Origin of the sequence: Flavobacterium sp. N502536, assembly GCF_025947345.1 — a bacterium.
In the GTDB taxonomy this organism is placed as follows: Bacteria; Bacteroidota; Bacteroidia; order Flavobacteriales; family Flavobacteriaceae; genus Flavobacterium.
Window position 1 is genome coordinate 3116167 of sequence record NZ_CP110011.1, and the last position, 25820, is coordinate 3141986.

The 25820-nt window shown below is 31.9% G+C and carries 27 protein-coding genes and 2 tRNA genes; 9 read left to right on the forward strand and 20 right to left on the reverse strand.

Annotated elements, in window-relative coordinates; all coding sequences use genetic code 11:
* Nucleotides 1-5: 5 nt before the first annotated feature.
* The 6 genes from OLM61_RS13150 to OLM61_RS13175 all read right to left on the reverse strand — a co-directional run bounded on the left by OLM61_RS13150 (nucleotide 6) and on the right by OLM61_RS13175 (nucleotide 9739).
* Complete coding sequence (locus OLM61_RS13150) at nucleotides 6-1919, reverse strand: UvrD-helicase domain-containing protein (RefSeq protein ID WP_264523108.1); 1914 nt, start codon at nucleotides 1917-1919, stop codon at nucleotides 6-8.
* On the reverse strand, nucleotides 1904-4093 hold the full coding sequence (locus OLM61_RS13155) for an AAA family ATPase (RefSeq protein ID WP_264523109.1): 2190 nt from the start codon (nucleotides 4091-4093) through the stop codon (nucleotides 1904-1906). The genes OLM61_RS13150 and OLM61_RS13155 overlap by 16 nt, the downstream gene beginning before the upstream one ends.
* A gap of 39 nt (nucleotides 4094-4132) precedes the next feature.
* Entirely contained in the window at nucleotides 4133-5977 is a 1845-nt protein-coding gene (locus OLM61_RS13160; RefSeq protein ID WP_264523110.1) for an Eco57I restriction-modification methylase domain-containing protein, read from the reverse strand.
* Between the two features lie 2 nt (nucleotides 5978-5979).
* Entirely contained in the window at nucleotides 5980-9069 is a 3090-nt protein-coding gene (locus tag OLM61_RS13165; protein ID WP_264523111.1) for an SAM-dependent methyltransferase, read from the reverse strand.
* The gene (locus tag OLM61_RS13170) at nucleotides 9069-9377 is read right to left on the reverse strand and encodes a helix-turn-helix domain-containing protein (protein WP_264523112.1); all 309 of its coding nucleotides are present in this window, start codon (nucleotides 9375-9377) and stop codon (nucleotides 9069-9071) included. Before OLM61_RS13170 ends, OLM61_RS13165 begins: the two co-directional genes overlap by 1 nt.
* A gap of 197 nt (nucleotides 9378-9574) precedes the next feature.
* Nucleotides 9575-9739 (reverse strand): hypothetical protein, encoded by a 165-nt coding sequence (locus tag OLM61_RS13175; RefSeq protein WP_264523113.1) that lies wholly within the window; start codon nucleotides 9737-9739, stop codon nucleotides 9575-9577.
* A 467-nt stretch (nucleotides 9740-10206) separates the two neighbouring features.
* Between OLM61_RS13175 and OLM61_RS20980 the strand changes: the two genes are divergently transcribed.
* Nucleotides 10207-10410 carry a hypothetical protein gene (locus tag OLM61_RS20980; protein WP_413614359.1) on the forward strand — a complete coding sequence of 68 codons (204 nt, stop codon included), beginning with the start codon at nucleotides 10207-10209 and terminating at the stop codon, nucleotides 10408-10410.
* Between the two features lie 140 nt (nucleotides 10411-10550).
* On the opposite strand, the gene OLM61_RS13185 is transcribed toward OLM61_RS20980, so the two are convergent.
* Nucleotides 10551-10635, reverse strand: a tRNA-Ser gene (locus OLM61_RS13185).
* 187 nt (nucleotides 10636-10822) lie between these two features.
* Here OLM61_RS13185 and OLM61_RS13190 point away from each other — a divergent pair.
* The 3 genes from OLM61_RS13190 (at nucleotide 10823) to OLM61_RS13200 (ending at nucleotide 12019) form a co-directional block, all read left to right on the forward strand.
* Nucleotides 10823-10966, forward strand: a complete 144-nt coding sequence (locus OLM61_RS13190) for a hypothetical protein (protein ID WP_230000237.1) — start codon at nucleotides 10823-10825, stop codon at nucleotides 10964-10966.
* A gap of 296 nt (nucleotides 10967-11262) precedes the next feature.
* Nucleotides 11263-11502, forward strand: a complete 240-nt coding sequence (locus OLM61_RS13195; protein WP_264523114.1) for a hypothetical protein — start codon at nucleotides 11263-11265, stop codon at nucleotides 11500-11502.
* Complete coding sequence (locus OLM61_RS13200) at nucleotides 11495-12019, forward strand: retroviral-like aspartic protease family protein (protein ID WP_264523115.1); 525 nt, start codon at nucleotides 11495-11497, stop codon at nucleotides 12017-12019. The genes OLM61_RS13195 and OLM61_RS13200 overlap by 8 nt, the downstream gene beginning before the upstream one ends.
* Nucleotides 12020-12048: 29 nt before the next feature.
* Here the strand turns inward: OLM61_RS13200 and OLM61_RS13205 are convergent, their stop codons facing one another.
* Nucleotides 12049-12966, reverse strand: coding sequence for a hypothetical protein (locus tag OLM61_RS13205; RefSeq protein WP_264523116.1), 918 nt, complete (start codon nucleotides 12964-12966; stop codon nucleotides 12049-12051).
* A gap of 393 nt (nucleotides 12967-13359) precedes the next feature.
* Here OLM61_RS13205 and OLM61_RS13210 point away from each other — a divergent pair, with 393 nt between their 5' ends.
* Complete coding sequence (locus OLM61_RS13210) at nucleotides 13360-13671, forward strand: hypothetical protein (protein ID WP_264523117.1); 312 nt, start codon at nucleotides 13360-13362, stop codon at nucleotides 13669-13671.
* Here the strand turns inward: OLM61_RS13210 and OLM61_RS13215 are convergent.
* A complete protein-coding gene (locus OLM61_RS13215) occupies nucleotides 13668-13829 on the reverse strand; it encodes a hypothetical protein (RefSeq protein ID WP_264523118.1) in 162 nt (53 codons plus the stop codon). The two genes, OLM61_RS13210 and OLM61_RS13215, sit on opposite strands and share 4 nt — an antisense overlap.
* Nucleotides 13830-13998: 169 nt before the next feature.
* Here OLM61_RS13215 and OLM61_RS13220 point away from each other — a divergent pair, with 169 nt between their 5' ends.
* Nucleotides 13999-14586 (forward strand): mobilome CxxCx(11)CxxC protein, encoded by a 588-nt coding sequence (locus tag OLM61_RS13220; RefSeq protein WP_264523119.1) that lies wholly within the window; start codon nucleotides 13999-14001, stop codon nucleotides 14584-14586.
* A 22-nt stretch (nucleotides 14587-14608) separates the two neighbouring features.
* Entirely contained in the window at nucleotides 14609-14830 is a 222-nt protein-coding gene (locus OLM61_RS13225; protein WP_264523120.1) for a hypothetical protein, read from the forward strand.
* A gap of 42 nt (nucleotides 14831-14872) precedes the next feature.
* On the opposite strand, the gene OLM61_RS13230 is transcribed toward OLM61_RS13225, so the two are convergent.
* Nucleotides 14873-16114 (reverse strand): IS1595 family transposase, encoded by a 1242-nt coding sequence (locus OLM61_RS13230; protein WP_264523121.1) that lies wholly within the window; start codon nucleotides 16112-16114, stop codon nucleotides 14873-14875.
* Between the two features lie 466 nt (nucleotides 16115-16580).
* On the opposite strand from OLM61_RS13230, the gene OLM61_RS13235 reads away from it, so the two are divergent.
* On the forward strand, nucleotides 16581-16808 hold the full coding sequence (locus tag OLM61_RS13235; protein WP_264523122.1) for a hypothetical protein: 228 nt from the start codon (nucleotides 16581-16583) through the stop codon (nucleotides 16806-16808).
* Nucleotides 16809-16819: 11 nt separating this feature from the next.
* Complete coding sequence (locus OLM61_RS13240; RefSeq protein ID WP_264523123.1) at nucleotides 16820-17053, forward strand: hypothetical protein; 234 nt, start codon at nucleotides 16820-16822, stop codon at nucleotides 17051-17053.
* 205 nt (nucleotides 17054-17258) lie between these two features.
* On the opposite strand, the gene OLM61_RS13245 is transcribed toward OLM61_RS13240, so the two are convergent.
* From OLM61_RS13245 to OLM61_RS13290, 10 genes are all read right to left on the reverse strand, one after another.
* Nucleotides 17259-17342, reverse strand: a tRNA-Ser gene (locus OLM61_RS13245).
* Between the two features lie 152 nt (nucleotides 17343-17494).
* Nucleotides 17495-17893, reverse strand: a complete 399-nt coding sequence (locus OLM61_RS13250) for an acyl-CoA thioesterase (protein ID WP_264523124.1) — start codon at nucleotides 17891-17893, stop codon at nucleotides 17495-17497.
* 6 nt (nucleotides 17894-17899) lie between these two features.
* The gene (gene ribB / locus OLM61_RS13255; protein ID WP_173967331.1) at nucleotides 17900-19033 is read right to left on the reverse strand and encodes a 3,4-dihydroxy-2-butanone-4-phosphate synthase; all 1134 of its coding nucleotides are present in this window, start codon (nucleotides 19031-19033) and stop codon (nucleotides 17900-17902) included.
* Between the two features lie 2 nt (nucleotides 19034-19035).
* Nucleotides 19036-20490: an LptF/LptG family permease gene (locus OLM61_RS13260; protein ID WP_264523125.1), complete on the reverse strand. Its 1455-nt coding sequence runs from the start codon at nucleotides 20488-20490 to the stop codon at nucleotides 19036-19038.
* 8 nt (nucleotides 20491-20498) lie between these two features.
* On the reverse strand, nucleotides 20499-21191 hold the full coding sequence (locus OLM61_RS13265) for a LolA family protein (RefSeq protein ID WP_263362991.1): 693 nt from the start codon (nucleotides 21189-21191) through the stop codon (nucleotides 20499-20501).
* Between the two features lie 7 nt (nucleotides 21192-21198).
* On the reverse strand, nucleotides 21199-23652 hold the full coding sequence (locus tag OLM61_RS13270; protein ID WP_264523126.1) for an FtsK/SpoIIIE family DNA translocase: 2454 nt from the start codon (nucleotides 23650-23652) through the stop codon (nucleotides 21199-21201).
* Between the two features lie 18 nt (nucleotides 23653-23670).
* Entirely contained in the window at nucleotides 23671-24045 is a 375-nt protein-coding gene (locus OLM61_RS13275; RefSeq protein WP_264523127.1) for a diacylglycerol kinase, read from the reverse strand.
* A gap of 9 nt (nucleotides 24046-24054) precedes the next feature.
* Entirely contained in the window at nucleotides 24055-24552 is a 498-nt protein-coding gene (gene tpx, locus OLM61_RS13280) for a thiol peroxidase (protein WP_264523128.1), read from the reverse strand.
* A gap of 428 nt (nucleotides 24553-24980) precedes the next feature.
* On the reverse strand, nucleotides 24981-25238 hold the full coding sequence (locus OLM61_RS13285; protein WP_017495510.1) for a DUF6952 family protein: 258 nt from the start codon (nucleotides 25236-25238) through the stop codon (nucleotides 24981-24983).
* A gap of 106 nt (nucleotides 25239-25344) precedes the next feature.
* Entirely contained in the window at nucleotides 25345-25653 is a 309-nt protein-coding gene (locus OLM61_RS13290; protein WP_007805605.1) for a thioredoxin family protein, read from the reverse strand.
* Between the last annotated feature and the right edge of the window lie 167 nt (nucleotides 25654-25820).

Sequence of the window (25820 nt, forward strand, 5' to 3'; positions counted from 1 at the left end):
AAAAATCAACTTATCAAATCAAGATTAACTATATTTTCACTTCCAAACCAATTTACAGCTTGTTTAATAATTTGAGCATCTGGATTATAATAGAAAATAATAAGATTGTCTTTTGCTCTAGTACAACAAACATAGAAAATTTTTTGAGTACGGGATAAAATTCCGGGATGAGATTTCTTTTTCGCAGCTGTTAATGTACTATATATGCTTGGGTTTAATAGGTATTCAAAATTATAATTATTCCATCCACCATTATCAAGTACAACTAGTACATTTTTAAATTCAGCACCTTTAATTTTATGTTGTGTTGAAAACGGAGTAAATCCTTCTAGATAATAAAACAAATTTTGGAACTGCTCAAATTTCACTTGCTTTACTCTTTCAAAAATATACGGATATTCATTAATAAATTTAGAGTATTTATCATCCTTTCTGCAAAGTCCTTTTTGATCTGCAAAATCAATAACTGTGGCAATTGTTTGTTGCGACATCTCATCTAATTCTTCAATTATCTTTTTAATGTTTATTTTATCTTTGACAGATCTTACTTGATATTCCGTACGTCTTAAAAACTCATTATATTGTTTTGTCTTATAAAAATGAATATTACGCTGAATTTTAAAAAGATGTTTAATCAGGTTATCTCTTTTAGATCCTTTTCTACTTTCATCTTTTTCATCCTGTTTTTTATCATCGATAAGAGAATCTTTATTAAGATAGGTTCTTTTTAAAATTTCGAAATTAGAATTTGAAGCATAAATAAACAATATAGAATTAGCATCGATGAACTCTTGTTGTGCTGGTGTTGGCGTTATACTTAATTCTTTGCAAACTTGACCAAATGTATACGCAGAAAAATCTTTTGTAATATTATTATCCTTTATATAATCTGTAACTCTCTTCTTGTAATCTAAAATTTTATCGCGATCATATATTTCCATGAGATCTCCAAAACCAGCCTTTGGAGCTATCAAATTGTGTGTCAAGTTCAATTCCTTTGTTTCTTTAGTGTCGTCAGATTTCCAACCAATTTTTACTTTATGTTTTTCTAAATCAGGATTTTTCGAATATATAAACTTTATTTTGCCTTGTTTTATAGCTGTTCCTTCCATATTTGGAGCAGTAATATCTTCAGAAGGTTCTTGTTTCAATCCATCAGTACGCAGTCTATTTGCTAAGTCAATTACTGTCATCGGATTTCTACGATTTTGTTTTTTTTGGACTTCTACTATTGATGAATCTAAAATATATTTTTTTAAATCGCCAACTCCATCATCATAAATTGCCTGCATTGAATCCCCAAAAAAACCAATAATATTTTTCTTTTTACTTTGCTTTAAATGCACCAAAAAGATCTCTATCACAAGTGGATGGGTATCTTGATATTCATCAATGAATATGAATTTATATTTATCTTTCAGAATATCAGATAATAATCTATATGTTTTAAAAAGATGATTTGATAGTTCAAGTACATCATCATGAGAAATAATCCCATCTTGAATTTTTGTCCATTCTTTATATTGAATACCTTCACTAATATCTTTAAAGTAGTGTACGTTGACGATACCTCCAGTAGGGCTTTTAATTTTTGAATCTTCAGTATTTATTAATTGTATTAAACCAGCCTTTAGCTCACTCTGATATAGTTTGATATTATCCCATAGAAAATCGTGAATAGTTGTGACACTTAAATTAGGATGGTTTACTCTTTCCTCTATTTCTTTTACAGCTGCATTCGTGTATGTCATACAGGCAATTTTCGAAGTGGGATTATCTTCAATTGCCTTCTTTATTACTTGTACCAGAGAGTATGTTTTCCCACTTCCAGCTCCTCCACTTAATAAAAAATTTTTCCCTTTGGTAATATACTCAAAGATAGTTTCGACCTCTTTCTCTAATTTTATTTCCTCAACCATAATAAGCTTTCTTTTATATAAGATGGAATTTGCCAGTTAGTATAAGATTCATCACTTGCAAATAAAATGTCTAATGCAAAGGAAGTTTTTTTCAAAATACAGTTCTCTGCAATGTCATATGAATCATAGTCATTGATATCATCAATATTTTTCAGTCCCTTAAATTTATCAATATTGTTTTTAATAAAATCCAAATTTAATGATATGAATGCATCTTCATAGCTCCTTGCATGGTAAGTCCCTTCAATAGACTGAAATGCAATATAGACATTCCCATTTTTGTCCAATTCCCATTTACCCTCAATTTTACTACAAATTGTCTCGTTGGTTTTTAGTAATTTTAAAGCATCAAAAGTAATTTCATTAAAAAAAAGTCTAATTGCGTTATTACCATAATCTGCAGCATCAGCAACTCTAGATTTTGTCCGGATCATTTTAGGTGTACCATCCGTATTCTCTCTGAAATTACCGAACCTGTCTTTTGACTGCTCTAGTTTATAAGTATCTATATCAGTTATAATAACTGTTTTAATATTTAAAAAATGAATTAATTTTTCAAATATTTGAGAATGTGCCCCCACTTCAATTACAGATATATTTTGAGATAGCAAAGGTAAATCTATATCACTTTTATTTTCTATATCTAGTTTTTTCATCATTGTTGCTAGCAATAATCTTTCTGTATCGCCTTCGATTAAGACTACTTTATCAGCAAAAAACAATTCTGTCCTGTTAATAGTCAAATATTGCTTTAAGAAATCATATTGTGTGGAATCTTCTGAATATTCTTTCCTTAGATCTTTTAGGTTCTTAGCAATAACCTTGTTTTCAGTTTCTTTGGAAAAATATTTAATATCATCAAAGTCACTGTCGGCGGTAATATGTGATGAATGTGTTGTAATTATTGTCTGTAAATCAAATGAGTGATTAACTCCTGCTTCACCTTTGCTTGCTTCTTTCAAAATGTTTTTTATGTTTTTTATAAAAACATATTGCATTTGGGGATGCGTGTGGGCTTCTGGCTCCTCAATAAACAACAAATTGATATCGGATGGTTTTTCATTTTCTTTATTATTCTTTCTAAAATCAGTAAGTAGGACTTCTATCTCAAATATAATTCCTATTAGATTCATATAGCCCAGACCATTATAATGTTCCGGTAATGAATGTTCATCGTTATGATCATACATTACTGTTGTATTCCCTTTTAGAAGCTCTTTATGTTGTAAGGTTGAAATAACTTTAATTATGGAATCACCCTTTTTAATCCCTCCAAACATTTCTACTTTTTGTATAATGCTTTTAAATAGTCTCCCATAAACCTCGTCAAGTTGTGCATCGGTTTCGGTTAGAGTGTCTTTAAACTTTTGAATTGCTTCAGATTTATTTTCAAGACCTTCTCTTTTTTCATAATACTTTGAAGATAATAAGGAAAGTGTCTTATCGGTGTCTTTATTTGAAACATCTCTTCGCGCATTTATTATCTTCAGATTAATAATTTTATCTAGTTGAATGTTCTCAGTGGTCAAGTCAATAAAATTACTATCATCTTCAACATTAGCTTCAATATTGAAAAGAATGGTTTTTCTTGATGACTTAAAATATGTTTTCTGATACTTTTTGAAAAAGTCATAAAATAAAGAGCTTACTTTTTGTTTTTTCTGGTTTTCAAATAAAACTTTTTGTTCAGGAGTTGTTGAGTCCTTTTCTTTTTCATTAAAATATTTATTAATCTTTGAAATTTGCTCTTTTTGAAACTCTTTGAATGCAGCTTTTAATTTAGGAAGATCATCAGGATTTAATGAATATTCAAATCCTAATACAACAGTTTTGTTGTCAGGATCAAGATCCATAATTACTTTACTCAAATTTGAAAGATCATCAGTTTCATCATAGACAATAAATAGTTTTAATGAAATTCCTAAAAACGGAATTTCAATATTTTCATCAGATTCAATAATTTTTTTTAGCTGCTTTTGGAAATCAATATTAAAATCATCACATGTAAAATCTTTGGTATTCGATTTATCGCTAAGAAATTTATCTAATACCGATAAAAGAGAAGTTTTACCACAATTATTTTTTCCTATTACAAGTGATAAGTTTTTTTCAAGATCTAACTCAAAATCCTGTAACAAACGATAATTTATAATTTTAATCTTCGTAATTTTCATATTTTAAATGTTATCGTTAGATGTTTCAAAATTTTGGGGTTAGATTTTAATTCTATATTTTTTTACTAAAAAATCATCCACTTCCTCTTTAGTTGCTCCGTTTGATAAAAAATATTTGTCCTGTTCATTTAACTCGCAAATACCAAAATTCTTGACATAATTTTTACCATACGATAAATAGCCTGATGAATATGGCTTACTAGTATTTGCAATGTAATATTCAAACACCTTAGATTCTAAGATACGTTTTAGAATTTTGAGTTCTTTTACCGAATCATTAAATATTGCATATCCACAATATAACATCATTTCCTTCTGATCGGTAAATACAAAATATGGTTTTTTTGCCATATATGGGAAAAGCAATTTATAACCTTTATCACTGAGTGCCTGTGTTCTTCCAAATGCATACCACTCTCCATAATTGCCATTCCCTTTATCCCTTTTATGGAGATCTACTTTATGATCTAACAGATAATCATATGCTTTCGGAAAATTATTCTTTAGATACTCTTCTTTCATTAGAGAAAGTGGAGAAATCCCGTTAGTATAAGGGTAAATTAATTTTTCTTTAACGGTTTCTATTTCATGCTCAAATTTCAAAATATTGGGCTTAATAATATCCCTACAAATGCTTTTTTCAATTTGATATTCTTTATTATTTCGAATCAAGAGATAATGTTTTTTGGTTTCTGAAACTGGCTTGAAAATGTAAATATCATTACTAAGAGTTGCAATCCCGTTTTTGATGGTATATAAATCACCTAGTGTTTTACCTGTTGATTCAATACGTCTGATATTTTCTACTATTATTTTATTATTAAGTAGCCATCCTTTATGATAATTAAGATCGTTGAATGAAATATGGTTGAATGATGTAAGTCCATTTTTTGTTAGTGACTTTGCTGATTCTTTTTTATAAGCAATAGTATCACTTTCTTTTTTTGTGATGAAGCAGATACAGGTGTAAGCCGATATTTTATCAAATATTTTTTCATCACCAAAATCAATAATACTTATATCATATTTCTTTTCCTCAAAATATTTTCTAAGCTGTCGTGCATTGACACTTTTAAAGAAAGAATTTACAGTAATATATCCTAAAATTCCATTTACATTGAGATATTTCAAACCAATTTCAAAGAAAGGAATGTATAAATCAGGATTTCCTGATTTTGTTACAGCCCAATCGGAGAGCATTTTTTTTGTCCCTTCATCAAGATTTTTAGCTCGTACATAGGGTGGATTTCCAATAATTATATCAAACCCTTCATTGTTTTTAATCCTGTTGCATGATGTGAACCAATCAAATGACAATGCATTTCCACAATACAAATTAAATTCAAATTTTTCTTGATCCTCACCATTTGAAAGTGCTAAAAGCGTAAGTAATATTTCTGTTCTTCGAATACTAGTTTCACTAATATCTAGCCCAAAAATATTATCCCTAAATATCTTATTGAAAGACTTTTTTGTTGAATAGTGTATTTTGTTAGCCAATGTAAAAAGGAATGCACCACACCCGCATGAAACATCACCAGATAAAAGTTTATCTTGATTTTTATCTGTTTTACTCAACGCATTTTCAACAATGAAAGATTTTATAAAGTTTGGCGTGTAAACAGCTCCATTTATTATTTTTTCTACTGATGGAATCGCCAATTCGAATGCTTCAATCAGATCATCAAAAGAAAAACTTTGCAATTGCAATGATAATGGTTCTGAAAATACTTCTGAATTTTCAGTAAGCAACAAATCTCTAATTAAAATATTTTTCTCAATTTTAATTGCATTTGATTTAACGAATAATGAGACAAGTATTTTATTAAGAGTCGTCTCATTTTCACTAAATTTCTTAATTATATTTATAAAATCTTTATTCATGACTAAGAATGAAGAATTTGTATTCGGTTAATGTTTCTATTTCTCTCTCTAAAAAAATCTTTTTCCTCTTGAGATAATTCATAAAGCTCATAACATAAATCATCTATGGTATTCCATTCTCTATTCAGAAGGGTTTCTATTCCTCTTTTTTGTGAAGGAGAAGAAGTGCTATGTTGAATTTGCATTGTTGAGATTCTCATGACTGAACGAGCAAGCTGGGCTTTTAAAGCTGCATTATTGGTAAAATTTCCAACGGGAAATGGCACAGGTTCAAGGAACTGCTTATTGAATTTGAAATAACCATTTGTTTGGGGATTCGCAATCGATCTGGCCAAAACAGAGAAAATGGTTGAATTAATAATTGCCGCCATCGCCTGTAAATTTATTTCATTAATTTGAGGAAGCTCTATATAATTTACATTAGCATTGTCACAATAATGTCTTTCAGAATAAGTTATAGCTCCAAAAGTATCCTGAGCTGTCATTGGTATATATATTTTTGGGAAATTCCTAGCAATATTATTTGCTCTTGTATAACAATGCCAGCGTTCACCAAGAAAAGTCTCTACTTTAAGCTGTATTTGCTCTTTATTTCTAAGTAAATAAGCTCCCGCTAGTGGAAATCGTTCATTAAAAAGTGTAAAAGGGATTTCTGTCGAAACTCCATTTTCAATTACATAAGGAAAAATACAATACGTTTCAGGAGTATCATCTCTAAAGGAATAGAAATGCTCATTTGGCAAAAGTGCACAACAAGCGTCCAACTCAATTTCAAATGAATCTTCCAAATGGGTTTTACCGGTAAGGATACCATTTGCTAATGATATTGGGCGAATATGATAAGCATCATTCCATAATGATTGTATACCAACTCTCACAACAGCATAATCACCAAGACACCCTAGTTCTAAAAGTTTTGCACGTATAGCTATGAGATCATTATCTCCGAAATTCCATGCGTTTCCTGATAATGAATTAGAGGGTAACAAAGTATATTCCTCTGCTGCTATATCTGGTGTTGCAACCTCTCTAAGTTCGAACTGTAAAGTTTCTGGTTTATCTTTAAATAATTTATAACTGAAATGGTCAGGAGCCAATCTGTCAAGTATTAATATTGTTACATATGTAATCCTATCTTTAAAAATAGCAGTTGTATCAAAATCAATTACCGAAGAAAGATAACTTAATCCAGAAATTATTTCTCTTATTTTTTTCCCATAATCAGTTTTAAAAAATCTTTTCTGAATAATAAAGCCAAGCCGTCCACTTGGATTTAGCAACTTGACTGACAACTCAATAAAAGGTATCGCAAGATCAATTTTTCCATTTTTTGCAGAAGGAAATTTTTCCTTAATGTATTGATGCATGAATGGCAGGTCAGTATTATAATTCTTCACTTCAACATATGGCGGATTTCCAATAATATAATCAAATCCACCTTTTTGACGGAATATCTCACTAAATCCATGTTCGCTGTCCCAATCAAAAATATTTGTCCTCAACAATTCTTCTTGATTATTTTCAATATCCGGGAATAAATCCAATATATCGGATTCAACTAAAGAGTTTCCGCATCTAATATTATTACCAATTCCATGAAGAATTTTACTTCCAAAAAGACCAATCTCATTATAAGATTCAGGATGTTCAGATGAATCTATTATTTTTAGAGATAATGACATTTTAGTAACCTCTACTGCTTCTGCATCTATATCCACCCCAAAAATACAATTGTCGAGAATAGCTTTTTTACCTGACAAATTAACTATTGTCTCTGTTTCTGTGACATGAAAGTATTGTATAAATTCAGGATGACCAGTAGCTATAAACAATTCTTTGAAATTATCTTCAATATAATCGTAAGCTTCAATAGCAAAAACTCCGCTACCACAAGCTATATCAAGAATTTTTTTGGAAAATATATTTTCAATTCCATCTCTCTGCAAATGTGATTTTAAAATTGTTCTTCGAATAATTTCCTGAACAATATATTGAGGTGTGCTGACAGCTCCTTTAGTTTTTGTATACTCACTTTTGATTTCGTCTTTTACAACCGAATCTTCAATTAAAAGTTTTCTAGAAAGAAATATTTCATAAATATCACTAAGGAGTTTAGTTGGTATAACATCAAAACGATATGGTGAAGGATAATATAAATGCTGAAGCAAAATATCAAAAACCGAATCTGATATATTAAGTTGGTGTATTTCATTAATTCTGTCAAACAACGGTCCATCATAGTGATCATAAAAATTAAAATAGGATGAATGTTTAAATTCCCTCCAGAATCCATTTCCTTTAAACATATTTAACAATCCATCTTCTTCAATCTTTCTTGCTTCGCAAACTCTTATAAAAAGAACTCTATTAATAATTACCTGTGTTATGTAGCTTAAATTAGTAGCATTGTTCTGAATATAGTCAGGATTATTTTCTAGAATATCTGCAGCTAACGCTAAGCGAAATTCTGATAGTTCTTTTGCAAATTTTAAGTCTGGTGTAATTTTCTCAATATATCTATTATCTTTTAATGTTGAAGAATAGATTTCAGCAAGAACTCCTTTATATACATTTTCTTTTAAAAGATGTTTTTCTAAAGTTTCAAAGTTGCCCAAATAATTATCCAAACTAAAATATAAACAACCAAAATTGGCATTTTGTCCTCTCACTGGAGTATAAGTACAGTCATAAATTGCGAATTCTTCAAAATTTGAAATAAAAGCGCATGGAGCGAGAATTGACCAACCGTAAGATTTAATTTGAAATGCTGAGTCAACATCATTTTTGATGTTTACACTAATATCTTTAGCATCTAGAAATGTTAATTTCTGCTTTGCTATTTTAAATGTATAATCAGGGCGTGTATTAGTTGATCCAATAGAGGTTAGTTGCTCTTTTTCTGCTTTTGATAAAACTTTCTCCTGCAAAATTTGAGAAGTATCTCTCACATCCCAACCAAATATTTCGAGAAATTGATTTAACCAAGTTCGAATTGTTTCCTCAGATGTCAAATCAAGTTTACCTTTTTCTTTAAATTCAGTATATTCTGAGATTAGATTTGATAATCTTTGTTTTCTATTTTCTGAACTCATTAATTTTTCTTTTTAATTTGATTATTAATTTGCTCTTCAGCTGCATGAAGAATATCTTTAGCATATTTTTCACCTGCTAATTGACACGCAAGTTGCTTACTCATAAACATTATAACTAACTGTTTCTCATCAACATTAAAAGTTTTTGCAACTATCGGTAGCATCTGTCTATTCACTGGACGTTCACCACGCTCAAGCTTGCTTAAAGTACTTTGATCAATATCTAAAATGGCTGCTAATTTTCGTAATGGCATTTCTGATTTTTCTCTTAAATGCCTGATATATTCTCCAAAATTTTCTACTTGCATCTTGATTTTGTTTTCTTGACAATGTTGTCAAATATAAGAAAAAAGAAGCGGATTAACTTGGTCTAAAAGGTACTGCAAGTACTTAATTATCCACATAATTATTAACTATTATAAACAAGTAATTCAATATAAAAACTAAACAAAAAAACCGCATCACATCTCTGCAACACGGCTTTTCCAATCAACCAAATCAAAAACTATTTTTTTGCTTTCGCCTTCACAACTTTACCACCTTTAACATAGCGATAACCCTTTTTAAGCGTTCCGTCTTTTTTAACGCCCTCTCGAGTAATTACACTACTGCATAATTTTTTTGCCGATACTCTTTTTGTCTTCTTCAATTTTGTTTTCTTTGCTACCATGATTTATGATTTTAAATTAATTTGCTGTGAATGATAATTTTTTCTTTTTGGGTTCGCTGACTACTTTTTTGTAGAACATTGAATATTTTAAAGTGAGATCGTTTCCTCTGTTTTTCTCCAGAGTAGCGAACCGCTGTTTAGGATCTTGATGAGAGGAACAATGAATTACTTAAGTTGGATTGTGTGTCATTTTATTACCTCAGTACATTGCGCTATTTTTTTGCTTGGGAAATGAAGCACCAAATGATTTTTGGGTATTTGGTACGAAGATAATTTAATGGTTGGTTGTGATTTTCAAGTTTGTAACCGAATCGAGATATGTCTCTAATTCGAGATTAATTATAGCTCCAGAATTCAGACATACCGGACTTGCCAAAAGGATTAAAATAAAAATTTTTGAGCTCAGCTGACAGAAATATCCCGATGCTCGTATATTCAGCCTAACTACTGATCTTGCTGTAATGAAAATGAACCACGAACTCGGTTTTGAACCCGTTACTTACTTCGAACTGACTTCAGACGAAACATTCTGGGAAAATTGTAAATCATGTGTAAACTGCCCCATATTGATGAATAAGGACAGGAAAAACTGTTTGTGTACGGCTATGCTTTATGACCTGAAACAAAATGGAACGAAGATAGATCTGGTAAAAGAGTTAGAGATTATGTAATAGTATTACAGATATTGGCTGCGGTTTCAACGGTAGGGATATAATACATTACCGCAACGTATATCTTTTGTAAAGTATCAGGAAACCATTGTAGTATAAAACAACAAAACCCTCAACAATGTTGAGGGTTTTGTCTTTTGCGGAGAAAGAGGGATTCGAACCCCCGGACCTGTTACAGTCAACAGTTTTCAAGACTGCCGCATTCGACCGCTCTGCCATTTCTCCAGTATGTCGCGATCATTTGCTGATTGCGAGTGCAAATATAAGATGCTTTTTTGGTTATTAAAAATATATATTAACCTTTTATTTAATTTAGATATTAATATACCCAGTGTACCAAATGAAAATCTTCTAATACACAACGGGATAATTGTTTAATTATATATACTATATAACTTCAAACAAAGATATCATGAAAACACTTTCTAATCACATTCAAGAAAGTTTTACTACTGTAAAAGAAAATCAGGAAACAATTGTAGAAAATAAAATAGACAACACAGAAGAAGTTGTTAATGAAGATGAATCTGTAGAAAAAGAAAAACCGTCCGAGTAAGGACGGTTTTAAGAATTGAACAAGTATGTACAGTTACCTAACGTATTTAATAAGCTACTAAACAAATATTTTCGATATTGATATATATTTGAAGAATCATTTTTTGCTAACAGTTAAAAAAGGGTATTTATACCTATTGAAAATTAAAATATTGATGATAGATTTGTATTACAGATAGCAAATCTGTATTGAGTATCAGAAATGAAATCTATATAGAATTGCAATTATTTTTAAAATATTGTATCTTTATATATAAATAACTATATTTTTGCACACTAGTTTTAAGAACACATATTATGTTAGAGAAAGAATTTCAATATTATTTAGACAATCAAGATGAACTTCTTAAGAAATATGCTGGTAAAATTATTGTTATCATAGGTGAAGATATTATTGGTGAATATGATACTGAAGTGCAAGCTTTAGTTGAAACAAGAAAGAGTCATGAGATAGGCACTTTTTTAATTCAAAAATGTTCTCCAGGAAACAATGATTATACAGAAACATATCATTCAAGAGTAGTGCTTCATGGTTAATAATAGTAAAGCGTTTACATTAAAGGGAAAAGGCAGAATGAATCAATTGAAAACTCAATGTGGAGTTTCTGATGCTGTTGATATTAATAATCCTTTGGTTAGACCCGTAATTAATAATTATGAAGCTATATGGGATACTGGAGCAACAGGAACAGTTATTACATCAAAAGTTGCTATCGATTTAGGTCTAAAACCCACAGGTAAAGTTACATCTAATCATGCTGGTGGATCGGATCAAGTTAATACTTATTTAGTTAATGTATATTTGCCAAACGGTATTAATGTTATTGGTGTTAAAGTAATTGAAGCTGTTTTATCTGGAAACACCGAAATGTTGATAGGTATGGATATAATATCTTTAGGAGATTTTTCTTTTACAAATTTTAATGGTGAAGCATGCTTTACTTTCAGAATTCCTTCTGCAAAACAGATTGATTATGTTGAGGAATGTAAGCCCAATAAACGATCTTGGTTAAAGCCATCTACTAGCTACAAAGGTCCAAAAAACAAAAAATAAATCCCGCTCAATGAGCGGGATTTATTTTTTTACATCCCAAGCACCACCTTCGAAGCTCCTAAGTTATCTGTGAATTGCCTTCTCAAACCGGTCATCTGATCAAACGGTGTGAAAGAGTAATTTCCGGCATATTGTTCTCCAAGTTTCGAGATTTGATCGTTTATCTTTTGTGCTTGCACCGTTGCATTTTTCCAAGCATTTATGTTTGCAGAAGACATTTTATTTCTTTGAATTCGATAAAGACTTAAATGCTTGTCAAGAATCTTTGAATGTGGGATCGTTTGCTGAATTAATGATTTTAGCTTAATCTGATAATTATCTAATGAAGAAATGTAAGATGGATTCTTTTTTAGTTCATTATAAGTCCAGTTGTCCAGTTTTATTTCACACGTTTTAGATTTGATGTAGTAATAGTTTTCGTAGTAAGCTTCATTAGTTTCATAAACTTTGTACCCTAACTTTTGAACAATTTTAATCATTTCTTGTGCTTGAATGTAGTCAGTAAGAGATTTTAAATTTTCTTCTCTTATTCCATACAATTTACCAGTTGAATCGTTTTTATAGATGAAATAAACAATCTCAGATAACCCATAGTTATTAAATTCTTTCGATTTATCTACTAATTCATTTTCGATATAATTCCCCTGTGGATCATTTCTTCTAGCATGCAAATATTGAGTTGGTATTTTTGAATACGATCCTACTAATTCGTTATCACTTATACCTTCATTGCTTAAAAACAATACAGGTCTTTTAGTTCCAATAATAGTGTCGTGAAGTATTGCATTCCATTTTAAATCTTTATTTTTAAAGTAAACGAGTGTACTTTCCGAAATTGATAATGAATGGTTTTCTTGACCGACTGTACGTGTTGTAAATAAGAATGTTGAAATGGAAATAATGGCGTACGCGAAATGCATGCAGTACTTTTGATAGTGCTTTTTCATTGTGTGGTAATTTGGATTTATAAATGTTTAGTGCAAAAAATAAGCGTGGACATTTACACCACACTAAATCCAGGGTTACCACACCCTTAAACAAGCAATGATGCAAAGCCACGCCATAGCGGCGTACCTCACATACATTATTGGCTTGTTAAATCTAGAAGCTGTTGAGCTTCAGGGTGGTAATTTGGATTTAGCAATAACGTAATTAAGCACGAATATTTTTACAATACAAAAATAATTAAAAAGGATAACGTGGGAAAATGAAAGAGAACAATGTTTTGATAGCTTATGAACATTGTTATATTATAAATAATCTAAAACATTAATATCATGTTCAGACTTCGACTTTATAAGTTTTTAGGTATCTTTATTCCTTACTTCAAAAGGAAACTTATGGATTCAATATATAATGCAATTAAAAATGAATTTGACAATCGTATTAGAAAATACGAAAAGAAAGAATTATTTAATTTAAACTTAATTGATAATTTAAAAAAGAAATATGCTGTCAAATATTCTGGATTTTGTCAAGAAGTAGAGTTTTCGATAGAAGTTGAATATATTAATGAGCAAATAATTTTCTCACATTATGTGGGTGTATCTTATTCTGATGCTTCATTTGAAATAACAGATTTTATAAGATGGATAGTAAAAATGCCAAAAGAGGACTTAATAAGAAGAATTCAATATTCTTCAACTAATTAATTATCCTCTTTCTCCTTTAAAGTTCCTCTCGTTATTCCTCCACCTTTTGCAGGATTCGTCCTCATCAAATCAGATAAATCTTCTTCAACAGGTTTTTCTTGAACTTTCTTTGTTGATTTATTTAGCGATTCTTGAATATGTTGAGTTAATGTTCTCATAATTTATGTTTATAATATTTATAACACTCTTAAAAACACCTTTGTTAAATGTTGTATTTCATCGAGTATATTTTCCATTCATCGATTATATACTATTGTCAAAATATTCAGCATAAAATTTGGTTTTGTTTTTTATATATTTGAATAATTTACCCCAGATAATTAATTCATGAATACTGAAAACCAAATTGACGAATACGATAATTTAAGACAAGATTGTTGGAATGATGCATTACATTCTTTCGGAACATCATATATTTATTCTAAAAGAAGCCGAAAAATTGGAAAGCTTTTAAAATTAAATAATTTTTTGGGAATTATAGTTCCTGTTGTTATAGGTGGAATAGTAACTTCGTATAACGTATCTGCAGATGCATTACAAATTATATTAATTATTGCAGCGCCTATTTCTGTACTTCAATTAGTCTTATCTGTACTTTCACTAACAAATAAATGGGATGATTCTTATTCGTATTATTTAGAGTCTACAAACGATAATGGTCAATTATCTAATGACTATACTAACTTAGCAAAATACCCACCACAAGAAAAAAGTGATTTAAAAACGAAAAAGGATATAATTAATATAAAGTATCAAATTAGAAATACAAATGATACAAAATATCCTTTAACAGACGAAGAAAAACGTGAAGGAATGAAATATTCTTTAAGAAACTTTCGCCGTTCATGTGCTGGATGCAATGTAACACCTACCGATATGAAATCAACCAATTGTGGTGTTTGTGGAAATTTTTAATACTTAACTAATAAATTATAATATGACCAACAACAAAGATGTACTTAGGGTACTTAATGGCTTTTTAGAATTATCCACTGCTGAAAAAATTGAATTAAAAAAAGAAATTGATAATTTAATAATTTCTGGAGTTTTAACCGATTTATCCACTAACCTAAGTAAAAAGAGAGAAATTAGTGTAAAAATGTCAGCAAATTTAGGACCAACGAATAATAATAACTGTAAGTGCTGTGGAAAAAGTTAATATTATATCCCAATCTAATGATTGGGATTTTTTATTTATGTATTAAACCTTTGCAATCAACTCCTTGTATCTTAATCTTTCATCACAGTTAACTAAAGTAAAATTAAACTGTTCTCCCAAGGGCATTTTGCTAATGTTATAGCGGTAAGCAAATTCATCACAATAACGATGTAAATGCTTTTTACTTGTAAAATGATATATCCCAATGATACCTCGTTTTAAAATCCCCCAAAATCCTTCAATTCCATTCGTATGGTAAGCTCCTACCTTATATAATCCTAAGTTATGCTGGATAACTTTATGGTCATAATACTTGTCTAATCCACGATACCCTTTCCATCCATCACTTACAATAGTAGAACCTTCTTTAACTTTATCATTGATGATGGGCTTGAGAGTTGCACCTGTAGTATCCCCCACAACTTTAGTATATACAATTCCATTGTTAAGCATTCCAAATACGATTGTTTTTGTTTTAGGACTTCTACCCTGCGTATTGGGAATCTTTTTACCTTTACTACGATTTTTATTTTTCCCTCCGACAAAAGTTTCATCAACTTGGGTAATACCGTCAAATTCGAAATCATCTCTCATTTTAACTGAATTCCGAATTCTACTTAACATAAACCAAGCAGTTTTTTGAGTAACTTCTATTTCTCTCATGAGTTGATAGCTACTAATACCTTTCTTACTTGTTAAAAATTTAAAAATAGCTATAAACCATTTATCTAAGGGAATTGTTGATTTTTCAAATATAGTTCCAACAATTACAGTAAATGGTAAGCGACAATCTTTACATTTGTAACGAAATTTCTCTTCTGTTCTTCCTTTAATTTTATAATGATTTTCACGTTGACTTCCGCAATGAGGACAAATTGGTTCTCCGTTCCATCGCAATTTTTCTAGGTGTTCACGACATGCTTTAAAATTGTTTAAAGTCTTTCCCATACTATGTACAGATTTAAAAATCTGTGCAGTATCAAGTTCAATATCAGGATGTTTACTCATCTTTGTTTTATTAAAAATAATACTTTTTGGTGTTATAGGCAAGGTTTTTCTTATATTTCTTAAACGAGTTGTTAACAATTTCACTGGGTCAGGGAACCTAACAAAGATTGGTTTAGGAAGTACTATTCCATATTGAACTAGAATTTTGTTTAAAAGATCTTCACAGGTTTCTTGTAATGCAGTTGGTTCTAAATCTGGGTAGATTTCTTCATAGTCAACATGTGAGAAATCGTATGCATCGTAGCAAGAAGTGAAGTCATATTTAATAGAAGCCATAATTTTAGATTTAAAAATTCTGGCTAATTCAACAATGTTTAAAAATGAAATCAATCTGATTTGAAACTTTGGAAAGCATTCAGAGTAAATCAAGAATATTGTTTAATTTATAAAATAAAACCACCTGCTACGAACAGGTGGTTTTGAAAACATCATTAGAAAAATAAATCTTTAAAAAAGTGTATTATTTCGTAAAGATTGTAAAGAAAAATCATTGAATGTAGTAGCTTTTTCAATGGTTCTGAAAATTTTGAAATTTGTTCGTGTAAGAACTTCAATGTCTGTTTAAATTTGTTTATCATAATTTTAAAATTTAAAATTTCGATAATTCAACAAGATTTAAAAATGAAACTCTACACTTTTGTTAAGTTAGAAAATGATGCAAAAAAAGCATGCTTTAGAAAGCATGCTTTTTAATTGTTTTTCAGAACATCTTTGTATCTTTATGGAAACTAAAAATTATAATATGAGTTGGATAGATTATCCTCAAATTAGACCCGCTACTTCGAGAACTTATTTAGTTTCTATTCAAAGACCTTATGTTGGTGGAGACTTCACTTTTAAATATGTTGCATATTATAACGTCGCTACTGGTAATTGGTATAAATCTGATGGATTTGAGGACGATAGCGTTAAAGAAATAATTACTGATAGAGTTGTTGGATGGATAGATGTACCTACATATCTCGTTTAAAATTTTAGACTATGAAGAATAAACTAGTATCATTGCTTCAAGAATTACTAATTGAAACAGATGAAATAAATAAAACTAATATAAAAGTTTCTATAATGTTGAATACTTCATTCTTAGCTAAACCGTCAACTTTTGGAGAACTTAGTAATTTAATGAAACATGTGAATGCTTATATGGAATCTTCAACTGATGCAAATAAAGTCAATATCGAAAAAGTTATAGATCGAATTAATGAAAAGTTCTAGAACTCTTATAAATAACAAAAAAATCCACCAGAAAAAGTGGATTTTTTAATTTGGTACACTGGGTATATTATTATCTTAATTTATTTTAATGTAAAGGCAAAGATAAACGTATTGGGTTGATTAGGTGTTTTTTAGTAGAGTATGGAGAAACCATTGCTGTATAAAACAACAAAACCCTCAACAATGTTGAGGGTTTCGTCTTCAGCGGAGAAAGAGGGATTCGAACCCCCGACCTGTTACAGTCAACAGTTTTCAAGACTGCCGCATTCGACCGCTCTGCCATTTCTCCAGTATGTCGCAGATCATTTGCTGATTGCGAGTGCAAATATAAGATGCTTTTTCGGTTCTCAAAACTTTTTTTAGACTTTTTTTGAAAGTTTTTTTTAATAATTTTCAAGTGTCTAGTTACCAGTATTTACGAGAAACTGATTTTTGAAAAAATTAATCCAGGTCGTCTAAAACCGGTACTGGTTTTTTGTTTTCATCAACCGCAACAAACGAAAAAGTTCCTGAAACTACGGTTTCGCGAAGTTCAGAATACATTTGTTCCATAAAAATATCTACGTGAATTTTACAGCTCGTTCTTCCAACGCTAATCACTTTGGCTACTAATTCGATTAAAGTTCCGGCAGGAATTGCTTTTTTAAAATCAATTTGGCCGGTTGAAATCGTAACTACCTTTTTTCGGCTGAATCGTGTCGCACAAATAAAAGCAACTTCATCCATCAAATGAAGTGCAGTACCTCCGAATAAAGTGTCATAATGGTTGGTTGTACTCGGAAAAACCGCTTTAAAAATGTGTGTTTCCGATTTTGCAATTCTTTCTTCTAATGTTCCCATATTTATTTAGTAGCTAACGTATTCGGTAATTTCAAGACCATATCCAATCATTCCCACACGTTTTGTTTGTTCCGTGTTAGAGACCAGTCTGATTTTTGAAATATCAATATCGTGTAAGATCTGAGCGCCAATTCCGTAATCTTTACTGTCAATGATCACTTTTGGTGCTTTCATTGTTCCTCCTGCCTGTAAGGCTTTAAGTTCTGCAATTCTATTCAACAGATTCACAGCTGTCATGTCCTGGTTAATGAATAATACAGCGCCTTTGCCATTTTCATTAATCACCTTAAACATATCGTCTAATTGCTGCTCGGCATTATTGGTTAATGTTCCTAACAGGTCATTGTTTACCTGCGAAGAATTGATTCTCGTTAAGATAGGTTCTCCCAGATTCCAGGTTCCTTTTGTTAACGCAATATGAATTTGTTTGTTGGTAGTCTGCTCGTATGCTCTTAATCTAAAAGTTCCAAAGCGTGTTTCGATATCAAAATCTTCTTTTTTTACAATCAAACTATCGTGCTGCATTCTGTAGGCTACTAAATCCTCAATCGAAACTAATTTCAAATTGAATTTTTTAGCCACTTTAACCAGTTCCGGTAAGCGGGACATGGTACCATCTTCATTTAGAATTTCGCAGATTACACCAGCCGGCTTGAATCCAGCTAGTCTCGCAAAATCAATTGCAGCTTCTGTATGTCCTGTTCTTCTTAAAACACCCCCTTGTTTGGCTACCAAAGGGAAAATATGCCCCGGGCGTGCCAGTTCATGAGGCTTAACATTTGAATCGGTTAGTGCTAACACTGTTTTAGATCGGTCAGCTGCTGAAATTCCTGTAGTTACTCCATGTCCTTTTAAATCAACAGAAACCGTAAAAGCAGTTTCCATATGATCCGTATTGTTGGTAACCATTGGTCTTAAATCTAATTCCTTACAACGGCTTTCTGTCAATGGGGCGCAAATTAACCCACGTCCGTGAGTCGCCATAAAATTGATCATTTCCGGAGTTACCTTTTCGGCAGCAGCCAGAAAATCACCTTCATTTTCACGATCTTCATCATCGACTACAATGATTACTTTACCCTGACGAATGTCTTCAATAGCTTCTTCAATGGTATTCAGTTGTATTTTTGTTGTTGACATAATTATTTTTGATTTTGAGCAGGGAAGAACCGCTCTGAAATTTTTTGAAATAGTTGTGATATTGGAGTTGTAATTGCGTCAAAGTTGATTAATCCGTTGTCGTTAGTAGCACGATACGTTAATAAAACAGCTAAAGGCAATAATATAAAAGAAGACATCCATGATCCTATAAACGGACTCATTCCGCCTTCCTGCGAAAGTCTTTTCCCAAAAGTATTGATGAAATGGAATGTAATAAAAATTAAAACAGCAAACACTATAGGTAAACCAAGTCCTCCTTTACGGATGATGGCTCCTAATGGTGCGCCAATAAAAAACATTAAAAAACAGGCAAACGCAATAACGAACTTTTCATATAAGGCCGTTAAGTGTTTGTTGATGTCTCTTTGTTTGTCTTTTAAATCGTTTTGTGTGGTTTCAATCGAATAGATGTTGCTCGTAACATTGCTGGTGGCCATTTTGAGAACATCAGATTTCTCTTTGGTGGTATATAGTGATAAAAGATTATTGGGTAAATCTTTTTTCTTTATAGCTGTTTTTAAGGTTGGCGGCGATTTTCGGATCCCAACACGCTGATTGATGTTTTCTGAAAAAGAAATGATTTCATTGTCCAGATTTTTGTTCAGGGAGTCTAGTGTGTAGCGAAGCTCGCTAACATTCAGCATTCCGTTTGTATTGCTTATATTTTCCTTATCGTCATCGGTTTTGTTTAATTCAGATAAGTCGATATTGATGATCTGCTTTTTGAAAGCTCCTTTTATGAAAGGCAGTTTGGCGCGATCCTCGTATTTTTTCGGAGTAACATCCTGATAGTAATAACCATCATTTAAAACTAATTTTAAAATGCTGGATTTTTCGTTACTCATTAATTTACCACTCTTGGCCTTAATAACGGTTTTGTTTTCACCGGTATTGTTTGGCTTTTCGTGAATAGTTACGCCTGTTAAATTGTTTCCGTTTTCTCCCGATTTTTTGTTGACCTTAATATTGTAGAATCCAACATCATTAAACTGTCCTTCGGCAATTGCCATTGCTGGCTTGGCTTGCGCGATGTTTTTTCGAAAATTAATAAACTTGTATTCCGCATACGGAATCACATTATTGGCAAACCAAAAAGCGACAATACTTAAGACAAAGATAAACACGATTAATCCCCGCATCGCTCTTTGAAGCGATATTCCGGATGATTTCATGGCCGCGAATTCATAATTCTCAGCCAGATTTCCAAAAGTCATAATAGAGGCCAGTAAAACCGATAAGGGTAAAACCAACGGGATGATTCGGGGCATCGAGAATAAAAGGAATTTTACCACCAGTATCAAATCCAGATCTTTACCTGCAAGTTCTGAGATAAAGAGCCATACGGTTTGAAGTATGAAGATAAAAAAAAGGATTACAAATACCGTAGTAAATGTAATCAGAAATGTTTTTAGTAAGTATTTGTCTAAAATTTTCAACCTTGTAATTAGTCTAATTTATTGATGTAGTATTTTGGATATTTGCTCGCTACAAATGTAAATTGATTTTTTGATAAAGGCTGATTGGTTTTAAAAGAATTAACGGTTAAAGTGGTTTTTGTTCCATTTTTTCCGGTTTCAATCAAATTATAGATGTGTTTAGTCTGAACATCAATACCTAAAAGAATCTCTTTTCTTTGGTCTTTCGAATTTGTAGGGGCTAATTTGATGTATTGAATTTTTCTTCCTTTTACGTTCTGTACAATATCCATATTGTATTTGTATCCTGAATTGAAGAAAGTCAGCATTTTTGAAGGCGTAATAGCAGTGTCGTCTTTTTCGTTTACTTTAGAAATGGTTACTTCCTCATCTTCCGGAACGATAGTGTATGTTTTCTGACCGTCAAAGATCTTCGTTACTCCCATAAAATTCAATACGTATTGATTGCCTTTCATTGTCACATTACCTTTACTGTCCTGGTTGATGTTTTCTTTGGCGTTATTCAGAGTGTATTTAAAGTCAATAACAATATTGTTGTAGCTCTTTATTTTAGAAGTTACTTCATTCAATAAATCTTTGGCTTTTTTATCCTGAGCCTGAATAGAAGTGAAGCTCAAAAGCAATAAAACTGCCATTTGAATGCACTTTTTAGTCGTCTTAGTAATAGAATTGTTTTGGATTTCCTGAATTTTTGTTTTCATGATGGGCTTAATTTTGTTCATTATTAAAAAATTGATCAAGAGCACTTAAGTCAGTTATGTTTACAGTTCTTGCTTTACTGCCTTCAAAAGGGCCAACAATTCCGGCTGCTTCCAGCTGATCGATCAAACGACCGGCTCTGTTGTATCCTAATTTTAATTTTCTTTGCAGTAATGAAGCGGAACCTTGTTGTGCGTTGACAATAATCTCAGCAGCTTCTCTGAATAAAGTATCTCTTTCGGAAATATCCACATCAAGATTGATGCCAGTTTCTTCTCCAATAAACTCCGGAAGCAAATAAGCCGTGGCATACGCTTTTTGCGAACCGATAAAATCCGTAATTTTTTCTACCTCAGGAGTGTCGATGAAAGCACACTGTACGCGTACTACATCATTTCCGTTGGTGTATAATAAATCTCCACGTCCAATTAACTGATCGGCGCCCTGAGTGTCCAGAATCGTTCGGGAATCAATTTTAGAAGTTACTCTAAAAGCAATTCTCGCAGGGAAATTCGCTTTAATTAAACCTGTAATAACGTTAACCGATGGTCTTTGTGTGGCAATAATTAAGTGAATACCAATAGCACGGGCCAGCTGGGCCAAACGCGCAATCGGAATTTCGACTTCCTTGCCAGCCGTCATAATCAAATCGGCAAACTCATCGACTACCAGAATGATATATGGCAAAAAGCGGTGACCTGCTTCGGGGTTTAATTTTCGTGCTCTGAATTTTTCGTTATACTCCTTAATATTACGCACCATTGCGTCTTTTAACAGGGAGTAACGGTTGTCCATTTCAACACAAAGAGAGTTTAGGGTATTTACTACCTTGGCATTGTCTGTGATGATGGCGTCTTCGGTATCCGGAAGTTTGGCTAAATAATGTCTTTCAATTTTATTGAAAAGCGTAAGCTCTACTTTTTTCGGATCTACCAGTACAAATTTGACTTCTGCCGGATGTTTTTTGTATAGAAGAGAGGTTAAAACGGCATTCAAACCTACAGATTTTCCTTGTCCGGTTGCACCTGCCATCAATAAGTGAGGCATTTTGGCTAAATCGACCACGAAAGTCTCGTTTGAAATGGTTTTTCCTAAAGCAATTGGCAGCTCCATTTCGGCTTCCTGAAATTTCGCTGACCCAATAACGCTTTTCATCGAAACCATTGTCGGGTTCTTATTTGGGACCTCGATACCAATTGTTCCTTTTCCTGGAATTGGGGCGATAATACGAATCCCTAATGCCGAAAGGGATAGCGCGATATCGTCTTCTAAACTTTTAATTTTAGAGATTCTGATTCCGGCTTCAGGTACAATTTCGTATAAAGTTACCGATGGACCAACGGTTGCTTTGATTTGTGCAATTTCAATTTTGTAATTGCGCAGAGTATCTACAATTTTGTTTTTATTTTCTTCTAATTCTTCCTGATTGATAGTGATTCCGCCAGTCGAATATTCTTTTAATAAATCAATTGTTGGGAACTTGTAATTGGATAAGTCCAAAGTTGGGTCAAATAAACCAAAATCGGCTACCAAACGGGAAGCCAGATTTTCTTCGATAATATCCTCTTCTTCCGCTTTTTCAATTACAAATTCTTCTGTGTGAACAGGGGCTTTTACAGTTACCGGATTTACATCCATCTGAACTGGTTTTAAAACCGGATTCAAATCAATTTCTGACGCATTTGAAATGGTTGGTTTCAAGGCTTCTTTGTTGATTTCGAATTGGCTGACATCCGATTTTAAATGAATGTTATCCAATTCCGGATCTTCTTCCTCGATTGCAAATTCTTCTAAATTATAAGCGCTTTCAGCTTCCTGAGGCTTTTTTATAGACGCTAGTTCTGAACTGAATTCCTTTTTAGTAGAATCAAAAAACGACTGAATTTTTTCAGGTGATAGTTTGATTTTAAAAATCAGGTATACAATTAACCCGAAAAGAAGTGTAAGTAAAGTACCTGTTTTTCCAATATAATCTTGTAAAAACAGGTTGAGTTCGTATCCAATTGTTCCGCCTAATTCAGGTGCTGATGTGGCGAAAAATCCAAATAGCACAGAAACAATAATAATGGCAAACAGATCCCAGAACCAAATGTTTTTTAACTTTTTGGTAGAGAGTTCCAAAGCCAGAAACATTCCGGTAAGAAAAAATAAACGCACCAGTACAAAGGCGGCAATACCAAAACCTCTGTATACAATAAGATCGGCGAGGAAGGCCCCAAATTTTCCGAGCCAGTTTTCTACAACTTCAGTACGATCACCAAACTGGGTTACCGCACTTTGGTCAGATTGCCATTGTCCGTTGACATAAAAAGAAATAAATGCCACTAATAGTGCAACTGAAAAGAGCACCAAAAGGCATCCCAAAACAAACTTTTGCTGTTTGGTTAATTTCAAGTACTTCGCTGTTTCAGTCTTTGATTCGTTTTTTTTGTCTAAAGTTTCTTTTTTGGTTGTTTTTGCCATTCTTGCGTTTACTGTTGCCTATATAAATTTTGGGAGATAAATGATCAAGCCTATTGCTATTGCGGTCATTGCAGCAAAAAATACCGCTCCGGCGGCAATATCTTTAATAAAACCGATTCGTTTACTGTAATCAGGGTGAATAAAATCGGCGATTTTTTCGACTGCCGTATTCAGACCTTCAACACTTAAAACTAAACCTATGGCTAATGTTTGGCACAGCCATTCGGTCTGTGAAATATGAAAATAAAACCCGGCAATGGTCATGATAATTCCCAATGAGAATTGAACCATAATGCTGTGTTCTGTTTTGATCAATTTTACGGCTCCATTAAAAGCATAGGTCATACTTTTTAATCGGCCAGTAACAAAGGTATTGTCTTTTTGAAATTCCATTTAAAGGTCTTATAGTGCTGCTAAAGCTGCTTCGTAATTTGGTTCGTTTGCAATTTCAGCTACTTGTTCTGTGTGAACTACTTTTCCATCAGCATCCACTACAATGATTGCTCTTGAATGTAATCCGGCTAAAGGTCCGTCAACAATTTCTAAACCATTAGTTTTTCCGAAATCTCCCGCTTGGAAATCCGATAAATTAACTACGTTTTCTAATCCTTCAGCACCACAAAAACGTTTTTGAGCAAATGGTAAATCTCTTGAAATACACAATACAGTTGTGTTCTCTAAATTACTAGCGCTTTCGTTGAATTTTCTAACAGATGTAGCACAAGTTCCGGTATCGATACTTGGGAAAATGTTTAAAACTAACTTTTTTCCGCTGAAATTCCCTAAAGAAGCAACTGATAAATCGTTTTGTACTAATTTGAAATCAGCCAGTTGTGATCCAACTGCTGGTAACTCGCCTGAAGTATGAATAGGATTTCCTCCCAATGTTATTGAAGCCATGATTTTTATTTAAATTAATGAGGTTCAAAAGTAAGGATTAATATTTGAATCTAAAAGTATTTGTTAATGGGTTTAAGGAGAGATTAAGGATAGTTTTTGGGCTGGTATGAATTAACGAATTTGAATGGAGAGGGCTTTGTTAAAGTTTTAAATTTTAACAAAACGGGAGGAGGGAGTTTGTTCCTAAACTTGCGTTTTTTGTTTGTTGGTCTGAGCAGGGAAGAAGATCTTTTGCAGCGTGAAAGTCCTTCGATTTCGCTTAGGAAGACACCATTGGTTTAAACCGAGACTGAAAACTGAGACAGAAAACTGCCACTGAGACTGAGACTGAACACTGAGACTGAGACTGAGACTGAAAACTAAAAAAAAGCGTCTCAAAATTGAAACGCTTTTTTCCTTGTCATGTTTTTTTTATTTGTAATGCTCGATTATTTATCGATGGAACCTAAAACACGTTTCATAAACGCATTTAGAGCTTCTTTTTTATCGGTACCCTGAACTACCATTTTGTGTACTTCAAGCGCACCATACATATTTGAAATTAATTCGCCAATTACATCTAATTCTTCATCCTTTAAAGATGGAATTTCAGTCATAGCTTCTAAAACTTCGATGGTTTCAATGATATAATCCTGATCGTTTTCTTCGATGAATTGGGTCAATTGCTTTATTACGGGTAATTTCATAATTAGATTTCTTAGATTTTATACATTCTTAGACTTCTTAGACTTTCTTGAAAATTTAGACATCATCTAAGAAGTCTAAAAATCTAAGTAAGTCTAACCAATCTCATTACGCGATTGCGTTTACCAAGTCGATTAAAACTTCTTGTTTATTGGTTTGAGTTTCTCCAACCAATTGTCCGTTTACAAAAGTGGCGAAAGTAGGCAGATTGCTTACATTGGCTAACTTTCTTGATTCCGGTGAATTTTCAGCATCAACCAAAACAAAAGTGATAGCTTCGTTTTCTGTTGCTAATTTTTTGAATTTTGGTTTCATAATACGGCAATTTCCACACCATGAAGCTGAATATTGTACTACTACTTTTTCGTTTTTAGCAACTAAATCTGCTAACGTATCTTCGTTTAAGTCGATTAACATATCATTTTATTTAAATTCCAATATTATAAACTCCAAATTCCAAATCTTACGATTGAATTCAGGAATTTTATTTTTTTGAAATGTTATTGTTTTTTGTGAAAAGGAATTTCAATTTATAAATTCCAAATCCCAAAGTTGGAATTTGGAATTTTAAAAATTGAGATTTT

Coding starts and splice junctions, on each gene's coding strand:
- OLM61_RS13170 (WP_264523112.1), bottom strand. CDS start 9,377: ATGCAAGTAGAAAATTTTGGAGAATATATCAGGCATTTAAGAGAAAAA.
- OLM61_RS13215 (WP_264523118.1), bottom strand. CDS start 13,829: ATGAGAACATTAACTCAACATATTCAAGAATCGCTAAATAAATCAACA.
- ribB (WP_173967331.1), bottom strand. CDS start 19,033: ATGTCAACAACAAAAATACAACTGAATACCATTGAAGAAGCTATTGAA.
- OLM61_RS13200 (WP_264523115.1), top strand. CDS start 11,495: ATGGTTAATAATAGTAAAGCGTTTACATTAAAGGGAAAAGGCAGAATG.
- OLM61_RS13285 (WP_017495510.1), bottom strand. CDS start 25,238: ATGAAATTACCCGTAATAAAGCAATTGACCCAATTCATCGAAGAAAAC.
- OLM61_RS13160 (WP_264523110.1), bottom strand. CDS start 5,977: ATGAATAAAGATTTTATAAATATAATTAAGAAATTTAGTGAAAATGAG.
- tpx (WP_264523128.1), bottom strand. CDS start 24,552: ATGGCTTCAATAACATTGGGAGGAAATCCTATTCATACTTCAGGCGAG.
- OLM61_RS13275 (WP_264523127.1), bottom strand. CDS start 24,045: ATGGAATTTCAAAAAGACAATACCTTTGTTACTGGCCGATTAAAAAGT.
- OLM61_RS13230 (WP_264523121.1), bottom strand. CDS start 16,114: ATGGCTTCTATTAAATATGACTTCACTTCTTGCTACGATGCATACGAT.
- OLM61_RS20980 (WP_413614359.1), top strand. CDS start 10,207: ATGAACCACGAACTCGGTTTTGAACCCGTTACTTACTTCGAACTGACT.
- OLM61_RS13175 (WP_264523113.1), bottom strand. CDS start 9,739: ATGGTAGCAAAGAAAACAAAATTGAAGAAGACAAAAAGAGTATCGGCA.
- OLM61_RS13205 (WP_264523116.1), bottom strand. CDS start 12,966: ATGAAAAAGCACTATCAAAAGTACTGCATGCATTTCGCGTACGCCATT.
- OLM61_RS13250 (WP_264523124.1), bottom strand. CDS start 17,893: ATGGGAACATTAGAAGAAAGAATTGCAAAATCGGAAACACACATTTTT.
- OLM61_RS13165 (WP_264523111.1), bottom strand. CDS start 9,069: ATGAGTTCAGAAAATAGAAAACAAAGATTATCAAATCTAATCTCAGAA.
- OLM61_RS13195 (WP_264523114.1), top strand. CDS start 11,263: ATGTTAGAGAAAGAATTTCAATATTATTTAGACAATCAAGATGAACTT.
- OLM61_RS13220 (WP_264523119.1), top strand. CDS start 13,999: ATGAATACTGAAAACCAAATTGACGAATACGATAATTTAAGACAAGAT.
- OLM61_RS13150 (WP_264523108.1), bottom strand. CDS start 1,919: ATGGTTGAGGAAATAAAATTAGAGAAAGAGGTCGAAACTATCTTTGAG.
- OLM61_RS13190 (WP_230000237.1), top strand. CDS start 10,823: ATGAAAACACTTTCTAATCACATTCAAGAAAGTTTTACTACTGTAAAA.
- OLM61_RS13270 (WP_264523126.1), bottom strand. CDS start 23,652: ATGGCAAAAACAACCAAAAAAGAAACTTTAGACAAAAAAAACGAATCA.
- OLM61_RS13225 (WP_264523120.1), top strand. CDS start 14,609: ATGACCAACAACAAAGATGTACTTAGGGTACTTAATGGCTTTTTAGAA.
- OLM61_RS13155 (WP_264523109.1), bottom strand. CDS start 4,093: ATGAAAATTACGAAGATTAAAATTATAAATTATCGTTTGTTACAGGAT.
- OLM61_RS13240 (WP_264523123.1), top strand. CDS start 16,820: ATGAAGAATAAACTAGTATCATTGCTTCAAGAATTACTAATTGAAACA.
- OLM61_RS13235 (WP_264523122.1), top strand. CDS start 16,581: ATGAGTTGGATAGATTATCCTCAAATTAGACCCGCTACTTCGAGAACT.
- OLM61_RS13210 (WP_264523117.1), top strand. CDS start 13,360: ATGGATTCAATATATAATGCAATTAAAAATGAATTTGACAATCGTATT.
- OLM61_RS13265 (WP_263362991.1), bottom strand. CDS start 21,191: ATGAAAACAAAAATTCAGGAAATCCAAAACAATTCTATTACTAAGACG.
- OLM61_RS13290 (WP_007805605.1), bottom strand. CDS start 25,653: ATGTTAATCGACTTAAACGAAGATACGTTAGCAGATTTAGTTGCTAAA.